The sequence below is a fragment of the Kitasatospora sp. NPDC048286 genome (assembly GCF_043201735.1).
In the GTDB taxonomy this organism is placed as follows: domain Bacteria; phylum Actinomycetota; class Actinomycetes; order Streptomycetales; family Streptomycetaceae; genus Kitasatospora.
The window spans coordinates 582,457-602,330 of sequence record NZ_JBICZE010000006.1; the positions used below are offsets into that span (position 1 = coordinate 582,457).

Here is a 19,874-nt window from a genome sequence, read left to right on the forward strand (position 1 = left end):
CCGGTGGCGAGGCCCGCCGCGCGGGCGGGGAGGCGGGTGCTCGCCGCCGTCCTGCTGCTCACCGCGCTGCTGGCGGGCTGCGGCAAGCCCGGCACCCCGCCGCCCAAGGGCCCGCAGCCCAGCGCGCTGCCCACCTACCAGGTGCAGGACGCCTCCGCGATCACCGGCTCGCCGACCCTGGACGCCGCCCGCCGCCGGGGCCACCTGGTGGTCGGCGCCAAGGAGGACCAGCCGTACCTGGGCCAGAAGAACCCGGCCACCGGCGAGTACTCCGGCTTCGACATCGAGATCGCCAAGATGGTCGGCGCCTCGCTGGGCTTCCCGCCGGACCGGATCCAGTTCAAGACCATCGCCTCGGCCAACCGCGAGACCGCCCTGCAGAACGGCCAGGTGGACTACTACGTCGGCACCTACACCATCAACGAGAACCGGAAGAAGCTGGTCGGCTTCGCCGGCCCGTACTTCATCGCCGGGCAGTCGCTGCTGGTGCGCAGGAACAACGACACCATCCACGGTCCGGAGGACCTGGACGGCAAGAAGGTCTGCTCGGCGGCCGGTTCGACGCCGTACCAGCGGATCCAGTCGCAGTTCCCGAAGGCCAGGCTGATCGGCTACGACACCTACTCGGCCTGCGTCGACAACCTGATCACCGACCAGGTCGACGCGGTGACCACGGACAACGCGATCCTGCTCGGCTACGCGGCCAAGGTGCCGGACGAGCTCAAGGTGGTCGGACCGCTGTTCTCCACCGAGCCGTACGGGATCGGGGTGCCGAAGGAGGACACCGTACTGCGCGGCGCGATCAACGACGCGCTGGAGCACCACATGCAGAACGGCGACTGGCAGAGGGCCTTCGAGGCGACCCTCGGCCTCTCCGGGGAGCCGGCGCCGACCCCGCCGCAGATCGACCGGTACTGAGAGGCCATGCCGTGAAGACGCTGACCGACAACTGGTCGACCTACTGGGAGGGCTTCCTCGGCACGCTCTCGCTGTTCCTGGTGAGCGCCGTGCTGGCGCTGGTGCTGGGTGTGCTGGTCGCGGGCTTCCGGGTCTCACCGGTCAAGCCGCTGCGGGTGTTCGGGACGCTGTGGGTGACGGTGCTGCGCAACACGCCGCTGACGCTGCTGTTCTTCATCGTGGTGCTGGGACTGCCCCGGTTCAACATCACCCTGCCCTTCTACACCTTCGCGGTGCTGGCGCTGGGCTGCTACACCTCGGCCTTCGTCTGCGAGTCGATGCGCTCGGGCATCAACACGGTGCCGACCGGGCAGGGGGAGGCGGCCCGCAGCCTCGGCATGAGCTTCGGGCAGACGATGGGCCTGGTGGTGCTGCCGCAGGCGTACCGGTCGGTGGTGGCACCACTCGGCAGTGTGATGATCGCGCTGGCGAAGAACACGGCGATCGCCGGTTCGTTCAGCGTCACCGAACTGCTGGGCACCTACCGGACCATCAACGAGCTGGGCTACAGCATTGTCTGGACCTTCGTCTGGATCGCCGTCGGTTACCTGATCATCACCCTGGCCATCAGCGCCGTCTTCAACCTGCTGGAACGACGAGTGGCGGTGTCCCGATGACCGTTGAATCCTCGGCGCTGTACGACATCCCCGGGCCGAAGGCGCTCGCCCGGCACCGGCTGTACGGCGGGATCGCGCTGCTGCTGATCGCGGCGCTGATCGGCTGGGTCGTCTACATGATGTTCCACACCCAGCAGTTCACGTACGAGAAGTGGATGGCCTTCGAGTACCGGGGCGTGCAGGAACTGCTGCTGCGCGGGCTCGGCAACACCCTCAAGGCCTTCGGCTGGACGGTACTGTTCGCGCTGCCCTTCGGCGCGCTGTTCGCGGCCGGGCGGCTCTCCGACCACCGGGTGGTGCGCTGGTTCGCCACCCTGGTGGTGGAGTTCTTCCGGGCCATGCCGGTGCTGGTGATGATCTTCTTCGTCTTCGTCGCGCTCAAGGTGCAGCCGCTCTGGGCGCTGGTGGCCGGCCTGGTGCTCTACAACGGCTCGGTGCTGGCCGAGGTGTTCCGGGCCGGCGTGCTCGCCGTGCCCAAGGGGCAGCGGGAGGCGGCGTACGCGCTCGGCATGCGCAAGACCCAGGTGATGTCCTACGTCCTGGTGCCGCAGGCCAACCGGGCGATGCTGCCGGCCATCATCAGCCAGCTTGTGGTCGCGCTCAAGGACACCTCGCTGGGGTTCCTGATCACCTACGAGGAGTTCCTGCACGCGGGCAAGCTGATCGCCACCAACCTGGACTACGACCTGCCGTTCATCCCGGTGGTCATGGTGATCGCGCCGGTCTACATCGGCATGTGTCTGCTGCTCTCCTGGCTCGCCCGCTTCGTGGAGCGGCGCAGCCGGCGCAGCCCGAGCGTGCGCGGCGGGGCGCCGGTGGTCAAGGCCGGGGTGGCGATGGGGCTGCCGCCCTCGGCGCAGCAGTGACGGTGCGGTGCTGAGACGGTGCGGCACCGAGACGGTGCGGCACCGAGAAGGACCGGTCCTGAGCAGGCCGGTTCGAGGCTGAACCATAGGTGCGGGTGGGGTCGGGGTCGATACCTCCAAATTCCTCTTATGATTCTCGGGCGCCCGGACGCGGCCGAAGCACGGCTGCGGCACAGCCGGGGCACGGCCGAAGTGCGGTCTCGGCACGGCCGGAATGTGGTCGACGCGCGGCCGGAGTGGGCTGCCGAAGGTGGACGAGCGGGTGGGAGGGATCATGGAGCCGGTGTTCGATTCGCGGCACATCAGGACGTTCCACGAGGTCGTCCGGGCCGGCTCCTACTCGGCCGCCGCCCGCGAACTCGGCTACACCCAGCCCGCCATCACCCAGCAGATGAAGGCGCTCGAACGCACCGTCGGCGTTCCGCTCTTCACCCGGGCGGGGCGCGGACTGCGGCTCACCGAGGCCGGCGAGGCGCTCTCCCGGCACGCCGAGCTGATCCTCGGCAGCATGTCGGCCGCCCAGCAGCAGCTCGCCGCGCTCGCCCGGCTGCGCGCCGGGCGGGTGCGGGTCTGCGCCTTTCCCAGCGCCAACGCCACCCTGATACCCGAGGCGATGGCCCGGCTGCTGGCCGAGCACCCCGGCGTGCGGGTGGAACTGCTGGAGGCCGAGCCGCCGGACTCCGTCCAGCGACTGCTGCGCGGGGAGTGCGACATCGCGCTGGCCTTCCGCTACCCGGGCGGGGCCACCGAGGTGCCGGAGGGCCTGGACGAGATCCCGCTGATGGAGGACCTGCTCACGGTGCTGCTGCCGGTCGGGCACCCGCTCGGCCGCCGGCACGCCGTACGGCTGGCCGACCTCGGCGGCGAACGCTGGATCGCCGGCTGTCCGCGGTGTCGTGCCAACCTGCTGCACGTCTGCGCGGAGGAGGGTTTCGCGCCGGACATCGTGTTCTCCACCGACGACAACCTCGCGGTGCAGTCGCTCGTCGCCGCCGGGGTCGGGATCGCGCTGATGCCGGCCCTGGTGCTCTCCTTCATGTGCCACCGCAAGGTCACCGGGCGGGCAGCCGAACCGCACCTGCGGCGGCAGGTGAGCGCGTACGTGCTGCGCGAGCACCGCCGGATCCCGGCCACCGGACTGGTGCTGGACCACCTGCGGCAGGCGGCGGCGAGCCGGGTCGGGTGCTGAGCAGCCCGACCGACATATAAGCGTTGATGGGGAGGTTGCTTACGAACCCTCCTTGGACGTGATAGGTCGATCCGTTCGAACCTGTGGGGATGACACCCTCAGCCACGGTCGGCAGCGGCCGACTCACCGAGCGGATGACCGCGCTGATCAGTGAGATCCGCGCCGTCGTGGACCGCGGGCTCCCGCCGGAGCTCACCGCCTACCTGGTCGGCGAACGCCTCGCCCCGCACCTGCACGCCGACCCGGACGGGCCGGACGCGCTGCTCACCGCCGCCCAGCGCGAGGGCGACCCGCAGCGCTACCGCCAGCACGTCCTGCACGCCGAGGAGGACGGCAGCTTCTCCGTCGTCGCCCTGGTCTGGCTGCCCGGACAGCAGACCCCGATCCACGACCACGTCTCCTGGTGCGTGGCCGGCGTCCACCAGGGACAGGAGAGCGAGACCCGCTACCGGCTGGTCTCCGAGGGCCCCACCGCCCGACTGGTCGAGACCGAGCACGTGGCCGGCCCTGCCGGCACCGTGGCCGCCTTCGCCCCGCCCGGCGACATCCACCTGGTGCGCAACTCCTGTAGCAGCACGGCGATCTCCATCCACGTCTACGGCGCGGACGTCTCGCGGCTCGGCACCAGCATCCGGCGGGTCTACCGGCTGCCCGCCGACCGGCAGCAGTGAGCGCGGCGTGGCACTGACTCTTCGGCAGACGCTTCGGCACCGCGCCGCCCGTACCCGTTCGCTGCCCCCGATGCGCGGGGACGCCCCCGGGCTGCTGCTCGCGGCGCTCGGAGTAGCCGCCGCTCTGGGCGTCCACGCGCTGGTACCGGCCGTGCCCGAGCTCACCGCCGCCGTCGTGCTCGGCATGGTGGCGGCGCACCTGCCGGGATTGCGGCCGGTGGTCCGCGGGATCGCCCGGCCCGGGCTGTCCACGGCCGGGAAGCGGCTGATGCGGCTCGGGATCGTCCTGCTCGGGCTCAAGCTCAGCCTGGACGACGTGCTCGGCCTCGGTTGGGCCACCGTCGCCATGGTGCTCGCCGTCGTCGCGGCCACCTTCGCGGGGACGCTCTGGCTGGGCCGGCGGCTCGGCCTGCCGGGGGACCAGCCGCTGCTGGTCGCCACCGGCTACTCGATCTGCGGGGCCTCGGCGATCGGCGCGGTCAGCCAGGCGGCGGGCAGCGAGGAGGAGGACGTCGCGGCCTCGGTAGCGCTGGTCACCCTGTGCGGGACGCTGGCGATCGCCGTGCTGCCACTGCTCCAGCACCCGCTCGGGCTCGGCGAGTTGGAGTTCGGGCGCTGGGTCGGGGCGAGCGTGCACGACGTCGGGCAGGTGGTCGCCACCGCGCAGACCGGCGGGCCGGGGGCGCTGCGGGAGGCGGTGCTGGTCAAGCTCATGCGCGTGGTGCTGCTGGCGCCGCTGGTCGCGGGGGTCGCCGTGGCGGTGCGGCGGAACCTGCGGGCGGCGCGGGTGGCGGCTTCGGTTTCGGTTTCGGCTTCGGCGGAGGTTCCGGTGGGGGCCTCGGTGGGTGCCCCGGCGGGGGCTTCCGCGGTCGGCGGCGCGGGCGACGGCGCGGGCGGGAAGTCGGGTGAGAAGCCGGGTGAGAAGTCGGTGAAGGCCGGCAGCCGTCCGCCGATCGTGCCGCTGTTCGTGGCGGGGTTCCTCGTGATGATCGTCCTGCGGACCACCGGAGTACTGCCCGAGCGGGCGCTCGGCCTGGCCGCGGACGCCCAGGAACTGCTGCTGGCCGCCGCGCTGTTCGGTCTCGGCAGCGCGGTCCACCTGCCGACCATGGCCCGCACCGGCGGGCGGATCGCCCTGCTCGGGCTCGGATCCTGGGTGGTCGTCGCGGGCGTCTCGTACGCGGGGGTGCTGGTCACGAACTGACGGGCCCGGACGCGGACTCGGCTATTGTCGGGCGGGTGCCCGCCCCGCCCCGTAACGGGGCGGCTCCGCAGCCGAGTTCACCCGAGTCCGCCAAGGAGGACGGATGACCACCGCACTGCCCGAACGCGACGGCCACGAGGCCGTTGTCACGCTCGACCGGCGGGAGGGCCCGTACGGCGAGGTGGTGCTCCGGCAACGCGGTCGGGACTTCGAGATCATCGCCAACGGCTGCTTCCTGATGGACACCGTCGACGGGCGCTCGGAGCGGCTGCTCATCCAGGCGGCGCTGGACGAGCTGGACCGTACGGGCCGCCCGGCCGAGCGCCCGTCGGTGCTGATCGGGGGCCTCGGGGTCGGCTTCTCGCTGGCGTACGCGGCGGCCGAGCCGCGCTGGGGGCGGATCGCCATCGTCGAGCGGGAGACCGCGATCATCGACTGGCACCGGACCGGCCCGCTCGGCGCCTTCTCGGACGGCGCCCTGGACGACGAGCGGGTCGAGGTGCTCTACACCGACCTGCTGGAGTACCTCGGGGCGGCGGACGGCGAGCGCTACGACGCGCTGTGCCTGGACATCGACAACGGACCGGACTGGACCGTCACCGAATCCAACGACGGGCTGTACGGCGCGGACGGACTCGCGGTGCTGTGGCACCGCCTGCGGTCGGGCGGGGTGCTGGCCGTGTGGAGCGCGCAGCCCTCGCCGGCCTTCGAGGAGGCGCTGCGGGCGGTGGGGTTCACGGACGTGGTGACGCACGAGATTCCGGTGGCCCGGGGGGTGCCGGACGTGGTGCACCTGGCCCGGCGGGCGGCTTGAGAGCGGAGGACCACTGGTAGGTAACGGATGACAGCTGTCAGCCGACAGCCGACAGGTAACAGATTTCAGATTTCGTTCGCTGAAATCTGAAACTTGTCAGCTGTTGCCTGTCACGTGTCACCCGTTCGTCGCGGCGGCGCGCAGCGGCTCCCCCGCACCAGCGGTTCCCCGTATCCCTCCGGCTCAGCCGAACGGGCGGTTCTCCGGTGCGGTGTTCGCTTCGTCCGTCTCGTCCGCCGGCTCCGGTTCGGCCGCCGACGCGTCCGCGAAGCCGTCCATGGCGAAGGGGTTGAAGTCCGGCGGCGGGACCATCACCGGGGTGCCCTTGCGCGGGGTCGGTTCCTGGGCGTCCGCGGGCTGCCCCGAACCCTGGTCCGTCGTTTCCGCTGCGGCGGGTGGGGCCTGGGCCGGGATGACGGGCGGGGTCGAGGGCGGTGGCGGGACGGCCGGGCCCTGGGCGGGCAGGGTGGTGCCGAACGGATCGGCCTTTTGCTCGGCCGCGACCGTGGTGCCGAACGGGTCGGCGATCGGAGCGGCAGCGGAGGGCTGGGTGGCGGGCGGGTCGCTCGCCACGTCCGGGACGCCGTCCATGGCGAAGGGGTTGAAGTCCGGCGGCGGGACCATCACCGGGGTGCCCTTCGGCCTGTCCGCGGCATCCTGCGCCGTCTCGTCCCCACCGGCGGGGGCCTCCGCCACCGGCGCGAAGGGGTTGAAGTCCGCGGGAGGCACCCGTACCGGCGTGCCACGCAGGTGCACGGGCTTCTCCGCCGGCTCCTCCTCGACGGCGGCGGGCTCAGGAACGGGCGCAGGAACAGGCTCAGGAAGGGGCGCCGGAGCCGGAGCAGGCGCCTGGGTCGGCACGGTGCCCACCGCGGTCGGCACGCCGTCCCAGCCGAACTGGATGCTCTTCAGCAGCTCCGCGAACGCCTCCGTGTACAGCTCCCAGTCCTCCGGCCGCGCCGTGGACAGCTGGGCGCACAGCACCGTCCCACCGTCCGGCAGCGGGACGAAGGCCTGGACGGCGGAGGTGACCACCCAGCGCCGCTGCCCGTCGGCGGCCAGCGGGCCCGGCACCGGGACGGTCCGGCCCTCGACCAGGACGGCGGCCGGCCCGGCCGGCAGCAGGACGGTCCACACCTCGGCGTGCCGCCGGACGGTGGCCAGCTCGGTGGCGAGCGCGGTGATCGGCAGCGGGTGCCGGGCGAGCGAGACGACGAGGGTGGCGTCCGAGTTGCGGCCGTCCAGCTCCAGGGCGCAGACGCCGGCGTAGACGACGCCCGCGTCGCGGATCAGGTCGGCCAGGGTGGCGGAGATCACCGCGAAGTCGCGCCGGGGCTCCGGGCCGGTGGCGCTGAACAGTTCCTCGGCGACCTCGGCCAGGTGTCGGGCCAGTTCGTCGGCGGCCGCCACGGTGGCCGGGGCGGCGCCGGTCCGGTCCGTGCCGTCCGGCAGCGGGGGCACCGCCCGGGCGGAGACGCCGGGCGGACCGTCCGGGGAGGTCAGCGAGTGGAAGCCGGGCGGCACGACCAGCCGGACCTCGGCGCCCGCGCCGGTGGGCAGTTCGACCGGCTGACGGGTCTGCTGCCCGGCCGCCAGCGCGGCCAGCGCGGGGGCGAACGGCGGACGCAGCTTGGCGTCGGCGAACTCGCCGGTGACCGGGAGCTGGAACAGCGCGGCCGAGGTGGTGCCCCGGTCGGCGATGGCACCGCGCACCGCGCCGCCGCCGTAGCGGGTCTGGAGCGCGGCGACCACCCGGTCGGTGAGCCGTGCGCCGGTGCCGGGACGGGCGGTGCCCGCGGTGGTCACCGTGCCGAGTCGGTCGACGGCGGTGTGCACCGGGCCGTTGGGGGCCAGCGGCAGGCCGAACAGTGCCTCGCCGGCCGGGTGTTCGCCCGTCCGCAGGGCGCTCAGCGAGGCCGCCGGGTGGCGCGAGGTGTGCTCGTCGAAGAGGGCGTCGGTGAGGGTGCCGAGGGTCGCGCAGACCTGCTCCGCTGCCGCGAAGGGGTTGGCCTCCACACTGAACTGGACGTCCTGGGTCAACTGGTGAGCCCCCCGCTCTGCTCCGTCTGCCGTCGGTGGTTCGAGTGGGACCGGGCGCGCCGCGGCGGCGTGCCGTCAGATCCCTGCTCATTCCTATCAGAGCCCACCGTCAGGACCGAACCGCAGGATGACCCGATGATCACGCGGCCGGCCGTCGCGGCGACGACCTCGGCCCCTCCCCGGTCACCGACCCGGCGACTGCTCCGGTCACTCCGCGGCGGCTCCGCCGGCCTGCGCGGACCCGTCGTCAGGGGCGCCGGCGGCGAGCGCGGTGACCGCCTCGACGATCCCGGGCACGGCGAACAGTCCCGCGAGGTCCCGCACCAGGCGCCCGGTCGGGCCGTCCGGGCGCTCGTCGGCGAAGAAGGAGGCCAGTTCGGCGGCGAGAGCCGGCTCGCGGGCGGCGGTGAGGGTGAGCGCCGCGACGAACTCCTGTACCAGGTGCAGCTGGAGCTCCTCCAGCGGCACCGAGCGTTCGGCCAGCCACTCCAGCGAGGTGATCTCGGCGTTGGCGATCCAGGCCCGGACGGTCAGCCGCAGCCCGACACTCGGCGCGGGGATCGCCAGGTGGGCCAGGATCTGCTCCTGCGCGGCCCGGCGTACCTCGTCGATCACCGCCGAGGTGCCCGCGCTGGCCGCCACCGAGCCGCCGCGCAGCAGCGCGGCGAAGCCCGGCCCGTGGCTCTGTACGAAGTCCAGATAGCGGCCCATCACCCGGTGCAGCCGTTCCGACAGCGGCCCTTCCATCGGCTCCTCGAACCGGGCCGACAGCTCCTTCCCGGCCCGCCGCAGCGACTCCTCGTACAGTGCCTGCTTGCCGGGGAAGTAGTGGTACACCAGCGGCCGGGAGGCGCCCGCGGCGGCGGCGATGTCGTCGATCGACACCTCCTCCGGCGGCCGCCGGGCGAACAGTTCCAGCGCCACGGCGATCAGTTGCTCCCGCCGCTCGCCCACGCTCAGCCGCCGGCGCGGCCGCTCGCCCGCCGGCCGGGCGGATCCGCCGGCGCCGGCGGCTGCGGAGGTCCGTGCTGCGTGGTCGGCCGTCGGTGACGGCGTACGGGAGGCCATGCGCGCCACCCTAGTTCGTCGAGGGCCGTCCGGTGGAGCCTGGGGCCCGGCGCGACCAGCCCGTGCACGGCTCCCGAGTCCCGCGGTCGCCGGGATCAGGCGGAGCGGAGGCCCAGATAGCGGCGGTAGGCCTCGACGCCGTCGGGGACGAACGAGTCACGGGTGAGGCGGTCGGCGAGTTCGGCGGGGGTGAGCCAGGCGTGCCAGGCGACCTCGGACTCCTGGGGGGAGACCGGGCCGTCCCACTCGGCCTCGTACATGTCGCACCACCAGGAGAGCCGGTCCTGGTCGAACCCGTCCTGCTCGAACCGGTCCTGCTCGAAGAGGAACTTGAACAGCGGGCGCGGGGCGATGCCGTGGACGCCGAGCTCCTCCTCGGCCTCCCGGACGGCGGCCTCGGCGTAGCTCTCGCCGGAGCCGACCACGCCGCCGACGAACATGTCGTACGCGCCGGGGGCGAACAGCTTGGTGTCGGTGCGGCGGTGGACGAAGATCCGTCCGGCCGGGTCACGGACCAGGATGAAGACGCAGCGGTGGGTGAGCCCGCGCCGGTACACCTCGCCGCGCGCGGCGGTCCCGATCACGCGGTCGTGCTCGTCGACGACGTCCAGCAGTTCCTCGGCAGGGTTGGTCATGGGGGACAGGTTAGGGTTTCCGGGCTCGGTTCGAACGAGTTCGGTCGAAGACGGTCGAATGACATCGAGAACGAACGTGAGTGGTACAGGAAACAACGGAACTGGTCGAGGACGGCGCGCGGTGGTGGAGATCTGGGGCGAGACGGCCGAGGGGTTCGAGCCCGTACGGGCGGCCTTCGCCCGCAACTTCGCCGACTACGGCGAGCTCGGCGCGGCCTTCGCGCTGTACGTGCGCGGCCGCAAGGTGGTCGACCTGTGGGGCGGCGACGCCCGGCCCGAGGTCGGCGGCCGTCCGGCGCCCGCGGTGCCGTGGACGGCGGACACCGCACAGGTGCTGCGTTCGGTCACCAAGGGCCTGACCGCCACCACCGCGCTGCTGCTGGCCGAGCGCGGCCTACTCGACCTGGACGCCCCGGTCGCCTCGTACTGGCCGGAGTTCGCGGTTGCCGGCAAGGGCCGGGTACCGGTGAGCTGGCTGCTCTCGCACCAGGCCGGGGTGCCCGCGCTGGACGTGCCGCTGCGGCTGGAGGACGTGCTCACCTGGGAGCGCGCGGCCGCCGCCGTCGCCGCGCAGGCGCCCGCCTGGGAGCCCGGCACCGCGCACGGCTACCACCCGTACACCTTCGGCTGGCTGGTCGGCGAGGTGGTGCGCCGGGTGAGCGGCCGGACGACAGGCCGGTACTTCGCCGAGGAGGTCGCCCGGCCGCTGGGGCTGGACCTGTGGATCGGGCTGCCGGCCGGCGCCGCGCCCAGGGTCGGCAAGCTGGTCGACCTGCCGGCCCCGGAGGCGGCCAGGACCGGTCCGAGCGGGCTGCGGCTGCGGCCCAAGCAGTCCGTCCGGGACGCCTACCAGGACCCGGCCTCGCTGACCGCCCGCTCCTTCGCGTCGGTACTCCCCGGCGTGGACCTCAACGACCCGGCGGTACAGGCCGCCGAGATCCCCGGCGCCGGCGGCATCGGCACGGCCCGGTCGCTGGCCCGGTTCTACGCGGCGCTGATCGGTGCGGCCGACCGCCAGGACGGCTCCGGCGCGCTGCTGCCGCCGCTGCTCGGCCCCGAGGTGCTGGCGCGCGCGGCCGGCCCTGCGGTGAGCGGTCCGGACCGGGTGCTGATCGTCAACTCCACCTTCGGCATGGGCTTCTGGCGGCACGGCCCGACCGCGCCGATGGCCTCCCCGGCGAGCTTCGGCCACCCGGGCCGGGGCGGGTCGCTCGGCTTCGCCGACCCCGACCTGGGGCTGGGCTTCGGCTACGTCACCAACGGCATGCAGCCGGGTGTCACCGGGGACGTCCGCTCGCGGAACCTGATCCGGGCGGTGCGGGGGTGCCTGGGGCTGGACCGGTAGGGCGCGTCGGACGGTCGGCGTCGCGCGCCCGGCGTCGGGAGCCCGGCGGGAACCGTCGGGCGCGCCCCGGGCTCAGGCCTGGCCGGTCTCGAAGCGGATGACCTTCCCGCCGTCCACGGTGAAGCGCCAGGCGGTGCGCATCTCGCCCCAGGTGTCGTTGGTGAAGTTGGCGACCAGCGCGCGGCCGCCGTCGGACTCGGTCTGGACGTCCATCCGACCGTGGGTGGTGAAGATCTCGCGGTCGATCCAGTCCGCCAGGTTCCGGTCGGAGCCGTCGTCGGACATGGTCGCGTCCTCGGCGAGCAGCCCGACGAAGGCCTCGCGGTCGCCCGCGTTGATCGCGGTGACGGCGGCGCGGACGACGGGGTCGCTGAGCTTGGCGGTGGCGATGGTCACGGGGACTCCCGGGAGGGTGAGGGGTTGGGGGAGTCCTGTCTACGGCGTTCGCGCGGGCTGTCCGGGCATGTCGGCGGCGCGTCGGTGAATCGGCCGCATTCCTGTGCTTTGATCCCCTGAACAGGCGATCCGCCCCGGAGCCCGCCACGGGGAGTGGCGAGGGAGCGGGAGGCCCCGGTGGGCCTCCCGCTCCGCTTTCCCGCCTGAGCGGTCCTCCCCGGTGCGCTGTTCCTCCCGGGTGTACGGGCCCGAGCGGGTCGTACGCGCCTTCCGGGGTGTCCGGGCCCCCGGCCTAGAAGAAGCCGACCGCGTCGGGGGAGTAGCTGACCAGCAGGTTCTTGGTCTGCTGGTAGTGCTCCAGGAGCGCCTTGTGGTTCTCCCGCCCGATGCCCGAGTTCTTGTAGCCGCCGAAGGCCGCGTGGGCCGGGTAGGCGTGGTAGCAGTTCGTCCAGACCCGGCCTGCCTGGATGGCGCGCCCGGCCCGGTGGGCGGTGTTGAGGCTGCGGGTCCAGACGCCCGCGCCGAGCCCGTACTGGGTGTCGTTGGCGAGGGCGACGGCGTGGTCGAAGCCGTCGAAGCGGGTGACCGAGACGACCGGCCCGAAGATCTCCTCCTGGAAGACCCGCATCGAGTTGTCGCCCTCGAAGACCGTCGGCGTCACGTAGTAGCCGCCGGCCAGCGCGCCGCCGAGGTCGGCCCGCTCGCCGCCCACCAGGACCTTGGCGCCCTCGTCCCGGCCGATCTCGAAGTAGGAGAGGATCTTCTTCAGCTGCTCGACGCTGGCCTGGGCGCCGACCTGGGTCTCGGTGTCCAGCGGGTTGCCCTGGCGCATCGCGCGCACCCGCGCCAGTCCGTCGCCGAGCAGCCGCTCGTAGACCGGGGACTCGATCAGCGCGCGGCTGGGGCAGGTGCAGACCTCGCCCTGGTTGAGGGCGAACATCGCGAAGCCCTCGACGGCCTTGTCGTAGAAGGCGTCGTCGGCGGCGGCGACGTCCGAGAAGAACACGTTGGGGCTCTTGCCGCCGAGCTCCAGCGTGACCGGGATCAGGTTGTCGGCCGCGGAGCGGGCGATCAGCCGGCCGGTGGTGGTCTCGCCGGTGAAGGAGATCTTGCGGACCCGGGTGCTGGCGGACAGCGGGGCGCCGGCCTCCTCGCCGAAGCCGGTGACGATGTTGACCACGCCGGGCGGCAGCAGGTCGGCGGTCAGCTCGGCGAGCAGCAGCACCGAGGCCGGGGTCTGCTCGGCGGGCTTGAGGACGACCGTGTTGCCGGCCGCGAGCGCCGGGGCGAGCTTCCAGATCGCCATCAGGATCGGGAAGTTCCACGGGATGATCTGGCCGACCACGCCCAGCGGCTCGTGGAAGTGGTACGCCACGGTGTCCTCGTCCAGCTGGGAGAGGCTGCCCTCCTGGGCGCGCAGCGCACCGGCGAAGTAGCGCAGGTGGTCGACGGCGAGCGGGAGGTCGGCGGCCAGCGTCTCGCGCACCGGCTTGCCGTTCTCCCAGCTCTCCGCGACGGCGAGCTGCTCCAGGTTCGCCTCCATCCGGTCGGCGATCCGCAGCAGGACCTGCGCCCGCTCGGCGGCCGGGGTGCGGCCCCAGGAGGGGGCGGCGGCGTGGGCCGCGTCCAGGGCGGCCTCGATGTCCTCGGCGGTGCCGCGGGCGACCTCGGTGAACACCTCGCCGGTGACCGGGGTCGGGTTGTCGAAGTACTCGCCGCGCAGCGGGGGCGTCCACCCGCCGCCGATCCAGTGCTCGTACCGGGACCGGTAGGCGACGATGCTGCCGGGGGTGCCGGGGGGTTGGTAGACCGTCATGCTGGGTGTCTCCTCGCTGCGTCGGGCACCGCCCGGTGCGGCTCGGGCCACGGGCGGCGCGCCGGGCCGCCCGGCAGGGGCGGTCCGGCGGAGGGTGCGGACACGCAATGGGACCGGCGCTCCGTCGGGGGCGCCCGTCGCGGAGCACGATAGCCGCCGGGCGCCCGGTGCGGCTACGGTCCGTGCGCCGGGCGGGTACGGAGGGTGCGCCTTCCGGTCGCTCTCGGGGGCGTGCGGGCGGGAGGGGCCGGTGCGGATCACCGCGGACGTCCCGGAGCGGGATCACCGCGGCTGCCCAGGGACGGATCACTGCGGCTGCCCCGGAACGGATCACTGCGGGGGCGCGTGTTCCGGTCGCGCCCCCGCATGCGTTGTCGCGCGCCGCCGCGTGAACGCGGGCCGCCCTCGTGGCGTGCCGCCGCACGCCGCCGTGCGTCGGGGGGACCGCCCCCGTGGCGTGCCGCCGCACGCCTCCGCGTGGCCGGGGCGGCACCCTCGGGGCGCGCCACCGCACGCCCGTCGGACGGCTCCGGGCGCGTGCCGGTCAGACCGTCTGGTACCGGCCGGTGCGGGCCTCCCAGCTGAGGTAGCCGGCCAGCCAGGTGAGCAGCCCGTCCGCGTACCGTTGGGCGATCGTCCCTTCGATCCGGGAGAGGCCCAACTCGCGGTGCACGTCCGGAAGTCTGTCGCGCAGCTCGGCGCAGCGGTCGACCATCAGCTGGGCCTCGGCGATGACCACGGCGCAGGCCTCCTCGGCCGAGCAGCGCCGCTCCCGCTGGACGATCATGACCAGGTTGTTCACGTCCCCGCGCGGCGCCTCCAGCGGGTAGGAGCGCACGTCGTTGCTGAGTGACGGTATGTCGGCCGCCAGCTGGCGGAGTTGGCGCAGCACCGGGTGGTGCAGGACGGCGGCCGGGACCTCGAACTGGCCCAGGCGCTCGACCATGTCGAAGATGGTCTCCATGGCCGCGGTGCCCCGTCGGAGTTCCAGGTAGCCGTCGCGGTCCGGCGGCCGGGTGGAGATCCGGCCGGCCGCCTCGGCCGGGTGACTGGCCAGGTAGTACTCCCAGTTGTAGGCGGCGCGGGCCTGCCAGCGGGCCGGCATGCCCTGCACGCTGCGGTTCCACAGGTCGGCGAAGGCGGTCTCGACCGGGGATCCCTGGTCGGGGCGGGCGCCGTGCAGGACGGCGATCAGTCGCTCGCAGATCGGGGCCACCTCGGCGGGGCGGCGGCCGAGCGGGCCGTCGAACTGGTCGTCGAAGAGGAAGTAGAAACCCATCAGGTCGGCGGCCAGGGCGAGTTCGTCCGGACCGGCGTCCGGGTAGCCGAGCGCCGCGAGGTCCACCACCTCCCAGTGCGCGTAGCCGGGGTGGTCGGCGTCGGGCAGCAGCGGATGGCGGATCAGCCAGTCCCGGTGCAGTTCGGTGGCGCGCTGGCCGTGCGGACTGCGGCGGTGCGGGAACGGAATCTGAAGTGAGGTGTCGTCAGACATCGGACTCCCGGTGCAGCGGAGGGTGGGGGCGCTTCTTATTCGAGCACTGTCGGTGTGGGGAGTTGACGCGGAGGGGCGCGAGTGCTGGGGGCGGATTTCGCAAGATCATCTGCGCCTCGAAGGCCGTAGGGTATCTGATGCAATGATCGGACGTTAGGGATATAGGGCGATTGCCCTCGACGGTACGCCCGAACCCCCACCGTCCGCCCCAGCCTGCACGAATGCCCCACGGGAAGGTCCGTGCGGCGCTAACCTCGGCTCCACGCAGTGATGGAGCTGTGACGCGAGCGGGCGAGGCGGAGGCGCGACGGTGACCGAGCAGGAGAACGCAATTCGGGCGGGTGCTGGTTCCGCCCCCGACGGCGACGTCACCGCGCCCCGGGTCCGGCTGCGAGACCGCGACGCCGAACTGCGCTCGGTGGAGGCCGCCGTCGACCGGCTCTGCCGCGGCTTCGCCGCCGGTGGCACCGAGATCGGCGACCTGCTCACGTTCTCCGGCCGCCCCGGCATCGGCAAGACCAGTCTGCTGCACGAGGTCCGGCGGCTCGCCAAGCTCCGCGACGGCGCCACCGTGCTGTTCGCCCGAGGCGGCGAGCGGCAGTTCAAGGAGCCGTACCACGTGCTGCGCCAGCTGCTCCAGCCCGTGCTCACCGACCTGAAGCCCGACGTGTTCAGCCAGGTCATGGGCACCTGGGAGGAGGTCGTCGGGCCGGCCATGGGCCTGAAGCAGCCCAAGGTCGGCGCCCGCCGCCTCGACCCGCAGGGTGTGCGCGACGGCCTCGACTACGTCATCACCCAGCTCGCGCCGCGCCGCGCCCCAATGGTGATGATCGTCGACGACCTGCACTGGGCGGACGGGGAGTCACTCTCCTGGCTGACCAAGTTCGCCATCCGATCGAGTGAACTTCCCGTCCTGCTCGTCTTCGCCTTCCGGGAGGACGAGAACGACTGGCCCGCCGAGACCCAGGACTTCCGCCGGGACGTCCTCGCGCTCAAGGGCCGCAAGCACGAACTCAACCGGCTCTCCCTCAACTCCGTCACCGACATGATCCGCGCCGAACTCGGCGACAAGGCCGAGGACGCCTTCTGCTACGAGTTCTGGAACGTCGTCAACGGCAACCCCTTCGAGGCCAACACCCTGCTCGACCAGGTCCGCGAGCAGGAACTCGAACCCGTCGAGGAGAACTCCCGGCAGCTGCGCGAACTCGCCGTCGACGCCGCCGGGATGACCCTCAAGAGCTGGCTGGACCGGCTCGGCGCCAGCACCCTGCGCTTCGCCTGGGCCTGCGCGATGCTGGGCACCGACATCCGGGTCGACCTCGCCACCCGGATCTCCACCCTGAGCACCGAGGGCGCCCGCGAGGCCATCAAGCAACTGCGCAAGCAGCGCGTGCTGACCCAGACCCCCAACGGGAACCTGGAGTTCGTCCACCCGCTGATCGCCAGCTCCATCTACAACACCATGCCGGACGCCACCCGACTCGGGATGCACGGCATCGCCGCCGCCGAGATCGAGAACGCCGGACTCGGCCTGCTCGCCGCCTCCCGCCACCTGGTCGAGACCCACTCCGGCGAGGGCGACGACCGGATCGTCAAGAAGCTGCGCCGCGCCGCCGTCGAACACCAGCTGATCGGCGCCCCCGAGGCCGCCCAGCGCTGTCTGCACCGCGCGCTCAACGAGCCGCCCGCCGACGAGATCAAGGCCGAGGTGCTGTACGAACTCGGCTGCTCCGCACTGCTCACCGACCCCGTCGCCACCGTCAACCAGCTCAAGCTGGCCCTCGACCCCGACGAGGTTCCGCTGCGCCCCGCACTGCGCGTGGACGCCACCTTCCGGCTCTCCGAGGTGCTCGCCCACGCCGGTGAGCTGGGCCAGGCCGCCGTGGTCTGCCAGGACGAGGCCGAGCTCACCGCCGACCCGGCCGCGCGCCAGCGGCTCCAGGCCGCCTCGTTCATGTGGCACGCCTTCCGCAAGTCCGAGGAGGACGGCCCCGGCCGCTCCGCCCGGCTCGGCGAGATGTGCCGCAACCTGGGCGGCCGGGAGGCGGCCGACCGGGCCGTGCTCGCCATGCGCGCCTGGGACCTCACCCTGCGCGGCGCCCCCTCCGCCGAGGCGCTCGCGCTCGCCGACGAGGTCCTCGACGTCGGCCGGCTCCCCAAGGGCCTCGGCTGGACCGACACCACCTGGGGCTTCGAACTGCCCTCGATGCTCGGCCTGACGTACATCTACAACGACCGCATCGCCCAGGCCGAAAGGCTGGCCGCGGACGCCATCATCCAGTTCGAGATCGCCGGTTGGAGCGGTGCCCACCGGGGCTTCGCCTACTTCCTGATGGGCCTGGCCCGGTTCCGCCGCGGCCTGCTCGCCGAGGCCGAGGACTTCCTGCGCCGGGCGTACCGCATCTCCGAGCGGATCGGGGAGAAGCTTCCGCTGGCCTGGGACGCGATCGGCGTGCTGGTCGACACCCTGATCGCCCGCGGCCGGGTCGACGAGGCCTGGAACCTGGCCAACGAGTTCGGCTTCCACCCGCCGTACCACTCCACGGCCATGGTGCTGCCGGACGCCGCCTCGCTGTACGGCAAGCTGCTGGTCGCCAAGGACAAGTACGCGGGCGCGGCCGCCGCGCTCACCGAGGCCGGCGCCCAACTGGAGGTCCGCGGCTGGCGCAACACCGTCTGGGCGCCCTGGGCCGGCCACCTCGCCGTCGCGATCGCGCGCGACGAGCCCGAGCGGGCCCGCGAGTACGCCCAGCAGGCGGTCATGGACGCCCGCGCCTTCGGCACCGCCTCGGCGATCGGCAGCGCGCTGCGCCTGCAGGCCAGGATCGAGGACGGCCAGGCGGCGGTCGAGCTGCTGGAGGACGCCGTGGCGTACCTCGGGCAGTCCCCGGCCGGCTACGAGCACGCCGTCGCGCTGGTCGACCTGGGCGCCGCGCTGCGCCGGGTCGGACGGCTGGACGACGCCCAGGAGTACCTGTACCAGGGCATCGAACTGGCCCAGCACTGCTCCGCGGAGGGGCTGGTCGACCGGGCCCGGCGGGAGCTGGCCAACTACGGCCTGCGGCCCAACCGGCTGGGGCTGCGCGACTTCCGGGAGACCATCGAGACGCTCAGCAGCGCGGAGTGGGAGGTCGCCAAGCGGGCCGTGCAGGGCGTGCCGCCGCAGCGGATCGCCGACGAGCTCGGGGTGCCGATCGGCCTGGTCAACCGTCGGCTGGCGGCGGTCTACCGCAAGGCGGGCAGCGGGCCGGACGGGCTGGCCTCGGCGCTCGGGCTGCCGCAGCAGCAGCGGGACGCGGGCTGGTTGGAGGACCTGGACGACTAGAACGGACGGCGCGTGGCGGGCGGTGGTCGGCGGGCGGCGCCGGGCGCGGCGTGGTGCGCCCGGTGGGGTCGCGGGTGGTGCCGGGTGGGGTCGGGGCGGTGCCTGACGGGTGCGTAGCCGGTGCCTGACGGGTGCCCAGGGGCCCAAGTGGTGGACGGTGGCGCGCGGGGCGGCGCGTGGGCGCGCGGAAGCGCCTGCGCCGCGCCCGCCGTCGCTAGGCTGACCGACACGGGGCTGCCGCGGCGCCCCCTCGACGGACCCGGAACCGGGCGGCCGCGGTGCGACCGGGCCGCCAGTGAGGAGCAGGCCAATGGCGAGCGAGGCCACCAGCGTGCGGCAGGAACCCCTGGAGCCCTCGGGCGCCGGCGCCGCGATCGGGCGCTGGACGCTCACGGCCGGTCCGTACGAGGCGAGCGTGCTCACCCTCGGCGCGACGCTGCACACCCTGAGCGCGCCGGACCGCGCCGGCCGCTGTGCCCAACTGCTGCTGTCCACCGACCGGTTGGCCGAGATCCTCGGCCCGGCCCGGCACTACGGCACGGTGGTGGGCCGGTACGCCAACCGGATCGACCGCTCGTCGGTCACCATCGACGGCGAGGAGCACCAGCTCGCCGGGACCGGTGGCGGCATGACCATCCACGGAGGTCCGGACGGCTTCGCGCACCGGATGTGGGAGGCCGAGCAGGTCGAGGGCGGGGTGCGGCTGGCGCTGCACAGCCCGGACGGGGACCAGGGCTTCCCGGGGGCGATGGACGTCACCGTCACGTACACCCTGGCCGCCTCCGGTGAGCTGGTGATCGCCTACCGCGCCGTCACCGGCAAGCCGACCGTCGTCAACCTGACCAACCACGCGTACTTCAACCTCTCGGGTGAAGGCAGTGGCGACGTCCTCGGCCACCTGCTCACCCTGGACGCCGACGCCTACACCCCGGCCGACGAGCGGCAGATCCCGTACGGCAGGACCGAGCCGGTGGCGGGCACGCCGTTCGACTTCACGGTGGCCACGCCGGTCGGCAAGTCGGTGCACGACGAGCACCCCCAGCTGACCGGGCCGGGGGGCTACGACCACAACTGGGTGCTGCGCGTCCGGCCCGCGGACGGCAGCCCGGCGCGGGCGGCGCGACTGGAGGACCCGGTCAGCGGCCGCACCCTGGAGGTGCTGACCACCGAGCCGGGCATCCAGGTCTACACGGCGAACAAGTTCCAGGGCGCGGTCACCGGCGCGAGGGGCGTCCCGTACGGGCCGTTCGCCGGGATCGCGCTGGAGACCCAGCACTTCCCGGACTCCCCGCACCACCCGGCGTTCCCCAGCACGGAGCTGCGGCCGGGGGAGGAGTTCCGTTCGACGACCGTGCTCCGGCTGGGGACCGACGGGTAGGGGCCGACCGGTGGGGCCGAGTCCTGCCGCCCGACCGGTGGGCCGGGCCCTGCCGCTCGAC

At 73.3% G+C, this 19,874-nt stretch carries 16 protein-coding genes; 10 read left to right on the plus strand and 6 right to left on the minus strand.

Annotated features, from left to right (window positions below; genetic code table 11):
- Positions 1-3 precede the first annotated feature (3 nt).
- From ACGF13_RS18080 to ACGF13_RS18110, 7 genes are all read left to right on the plus strand, one after another.
- On the plus strand, positions 4-918 hold the full coding sequence (locus tag ACGF13_RS18080) for a glutamate ABC transporter substrate-binding protein (protein WP_392875650.1): 915 nt from the start codon (positions 4-6) through the stop codon (positions 916-918).
- Between the two features lie 11 nt (positions 919-929).
- Positions 930-1,574 (plus strand): amino acid ABC transporter permease, encoded by a 645-nt coding sequence (locus ACGF13_RS18085; protein WP_392875653.1) that lies wholly within the window; start codon positions 930-932, stop codon positions 1,572-1,574.
- On the plus strand, positions 1,571-2,440 hold the full coding sequence (locus tag ACGF13_RS18090) for an amino acid ABC transporter permease (RefSeq protein WP_392875656.1): 870 nt from the start codon (positions 1,571-1,573) through the stop codon (positions 2,438-2,440). Before ACGF13_RS18085 ends, ACGF13_RS18090 begins: the two co-directional genes overlap by 4 nt.
- A gap of 283 nt (positions 2,441-2,723) precedes the next feature.
- Positions 2,724-3,629: a LysR family transcriptional regulator gene (locus ACGF13_RS18095; RefSeq protein ID WP_392875659.1), complete on the plus strand. Its 906-nt coding sequence runs from the start codon at positions 2,724-2,726 to the stop codon at positions 3,627-3,629.
- Positions 3,630-3,718: 89 nt separating this feature from the next.
- Complete coding sequence (locus tag ACGF13_RS18100; RefSeq protein ID WP_392875662.1) at positions 3,719-4,300, plus strand: cysteine dioxygenase; 582 nt, start codon at positions 3,719-3,721, stop codon at positions 4,298-4,300.
- 70 nt (positions 4,301-4,370) lie between these two features.
- Positions 4,371-5,504 carry a YeiH family protein gene (locus ACGF13_RS18105; RefSeq protein ID WP_392875823.1) on the plus strand — a complete coding sequence of 378 codons (1,134 nt, stop codon included), beginning with the start codon at positions 4,371-4,373 and terminating at the stop codon, positions 5,502-5,504.
- A 103-nt stretch (positions 5,505-5,607) separates the two neighbouring features.
- A complete protein-coding gene (locus ACGF13_RS18110; protein ID WP_392875665.1) occupies positions 5,608-6,318 on the plus strand; it encodes a spermidine synthase in 711 nt (236 codons plus the stop codon).
- Positions 6,319-6,501: 183 nt separating this feature from the next.
- Here the strand turns inward: ACGF13_RS18110 and ACGF13_RS18115 are convergent, their stop codons facing one another.
- From ACGF13_RS18115 to ACGF13_RS18125, 3 genes are all read right to left on the minus strand, one after another.
- Positions 6,502-8,358 (minus strand): hypothetical protein, encoded by a 1,857-nt coding sequence (locus ACGF13_RS18115; RefSeq protein ID WP_392875668.1) that lies wholly within the window; start codon positions 8,356-8,358, stop codon positions 6,502-6,504.
- Between the two features lie 207 nt (positions 8,359-8,565).
- Positions 8,566-9,426 (minus strand): TetR/AcrR family transcriptional regulator, encoded by an 861-nt coding sequence (locus ACGF13_RS18120; protein ID WP_392875671.1) that lies wholly within the window; start codon positions 9,424-9,426, stop codon positions 8,566-8,568.
- A 95-nt stretch (positions 9,427-9,521) separates the two neighbouring features.
- Complete coding sequence (locus ACGF13_RS18125; RefSeq protein WP_392875674.1) at positions 9,522-10,061, minus strand: NUDIX hydrolase; 540 nt, start codon at positions 10,059-10,061, stop codon at positions 9,522-9,524.
- Positions 10,062-10,182: 121 nt separating this feature from the next.
- Between ACGF13_RS18125 and ACGF13_RS18130 the strand changes: the two genes are divergently transcribed.
- On the plus strand, positions 10,183-11,406 hold the full coding sequence (locus ACGF13_RS18130) for a serine hydrolase (RefSeq protein ID WP_392875677.1): 1,224 nt from the start codon (positions 10,183-10,185) through the stop codon (positions 11,404-11,406).
- Between the two features lie 72 nt (positions 11,407-11,478).
- Here ACGF13_RS18130 and ACGF13_RS18135 read toward each other — a convergent pair whose 3' ends face one another.
- The 3 genes from ACGF13_RS18135 to ACGF13_RS18145 form a co-directional block, all read right to left on the minus strand.
- Positions 11,479-11,802, minus strand: a complete 324-nt coding sequence (locus ACGF13_RS18135) for a nuclear transport factor 2 family protein (RefSeq protein ID WP_392875680.1) — start codon at positions 11,800-11,802, stop codon at positions 11,479-11,481.
- A 292-nt stretch (positions 11,803-12,094) separates the two neighbouring features.
- Positions 12,095-13,618 (minus strand): aldehyde dehydrogenase family protein, encoded by a 1,524-nt coding sequence (locus ACGF13_RS18140; RefSeq protein WP_392875681.1) that lies wholly within the window; start codon positions 13,616-13,618, stop codon positions 12,095-12,097.
- Positions 13,619-14,162: 544 nt separating this feature from the next.
- On the minus strand, positions 14,163-15,110 hold the full coding sequence (locus tag ACGF13_RS18145; protein WP_392875684.1) for a terpene cyclase: 948 nt from the start codon (positions 15,108-15,110) through the stop codon (positions 14,163-14,165).
- A gap of 310 nt (positions 15,111-15,420) precedes the next feature.
- On the opposite strand from ACGF13_RS18145, the gene ACGF13_RS18150 reads away from it, so the two are divergent.
- Together ACGF13_RS18150 and ACGF13_RS18155 are read left to right on the plus strand one after the other, a co-directional pair.
- A complete protein-coding gene (locus ACGF13_RS18150; protein WP_392875687.1) occupies positions 15,421-18,435 on the plus strand; it encodes an ATP-binding protein in 3,015 nt (1,004 codons plus the stop codon).
- A 310-nt stretch (positions 18,436-18,745) separates the two neighbouring features.
- Positions 18,746-19,813 (plus strand): aldose epimerase family protein, encoded by a 1,068-nt coding sequence (locus tag ACGF13_RS18155; RefSeq protein WP_392875690.1) that lies wholly within the window; start codon positions 18,746-18,748, stop codon positions 19,811-19,813.
- Positions 19,814-19,874 lie beyond the last annotated feature (61 nt).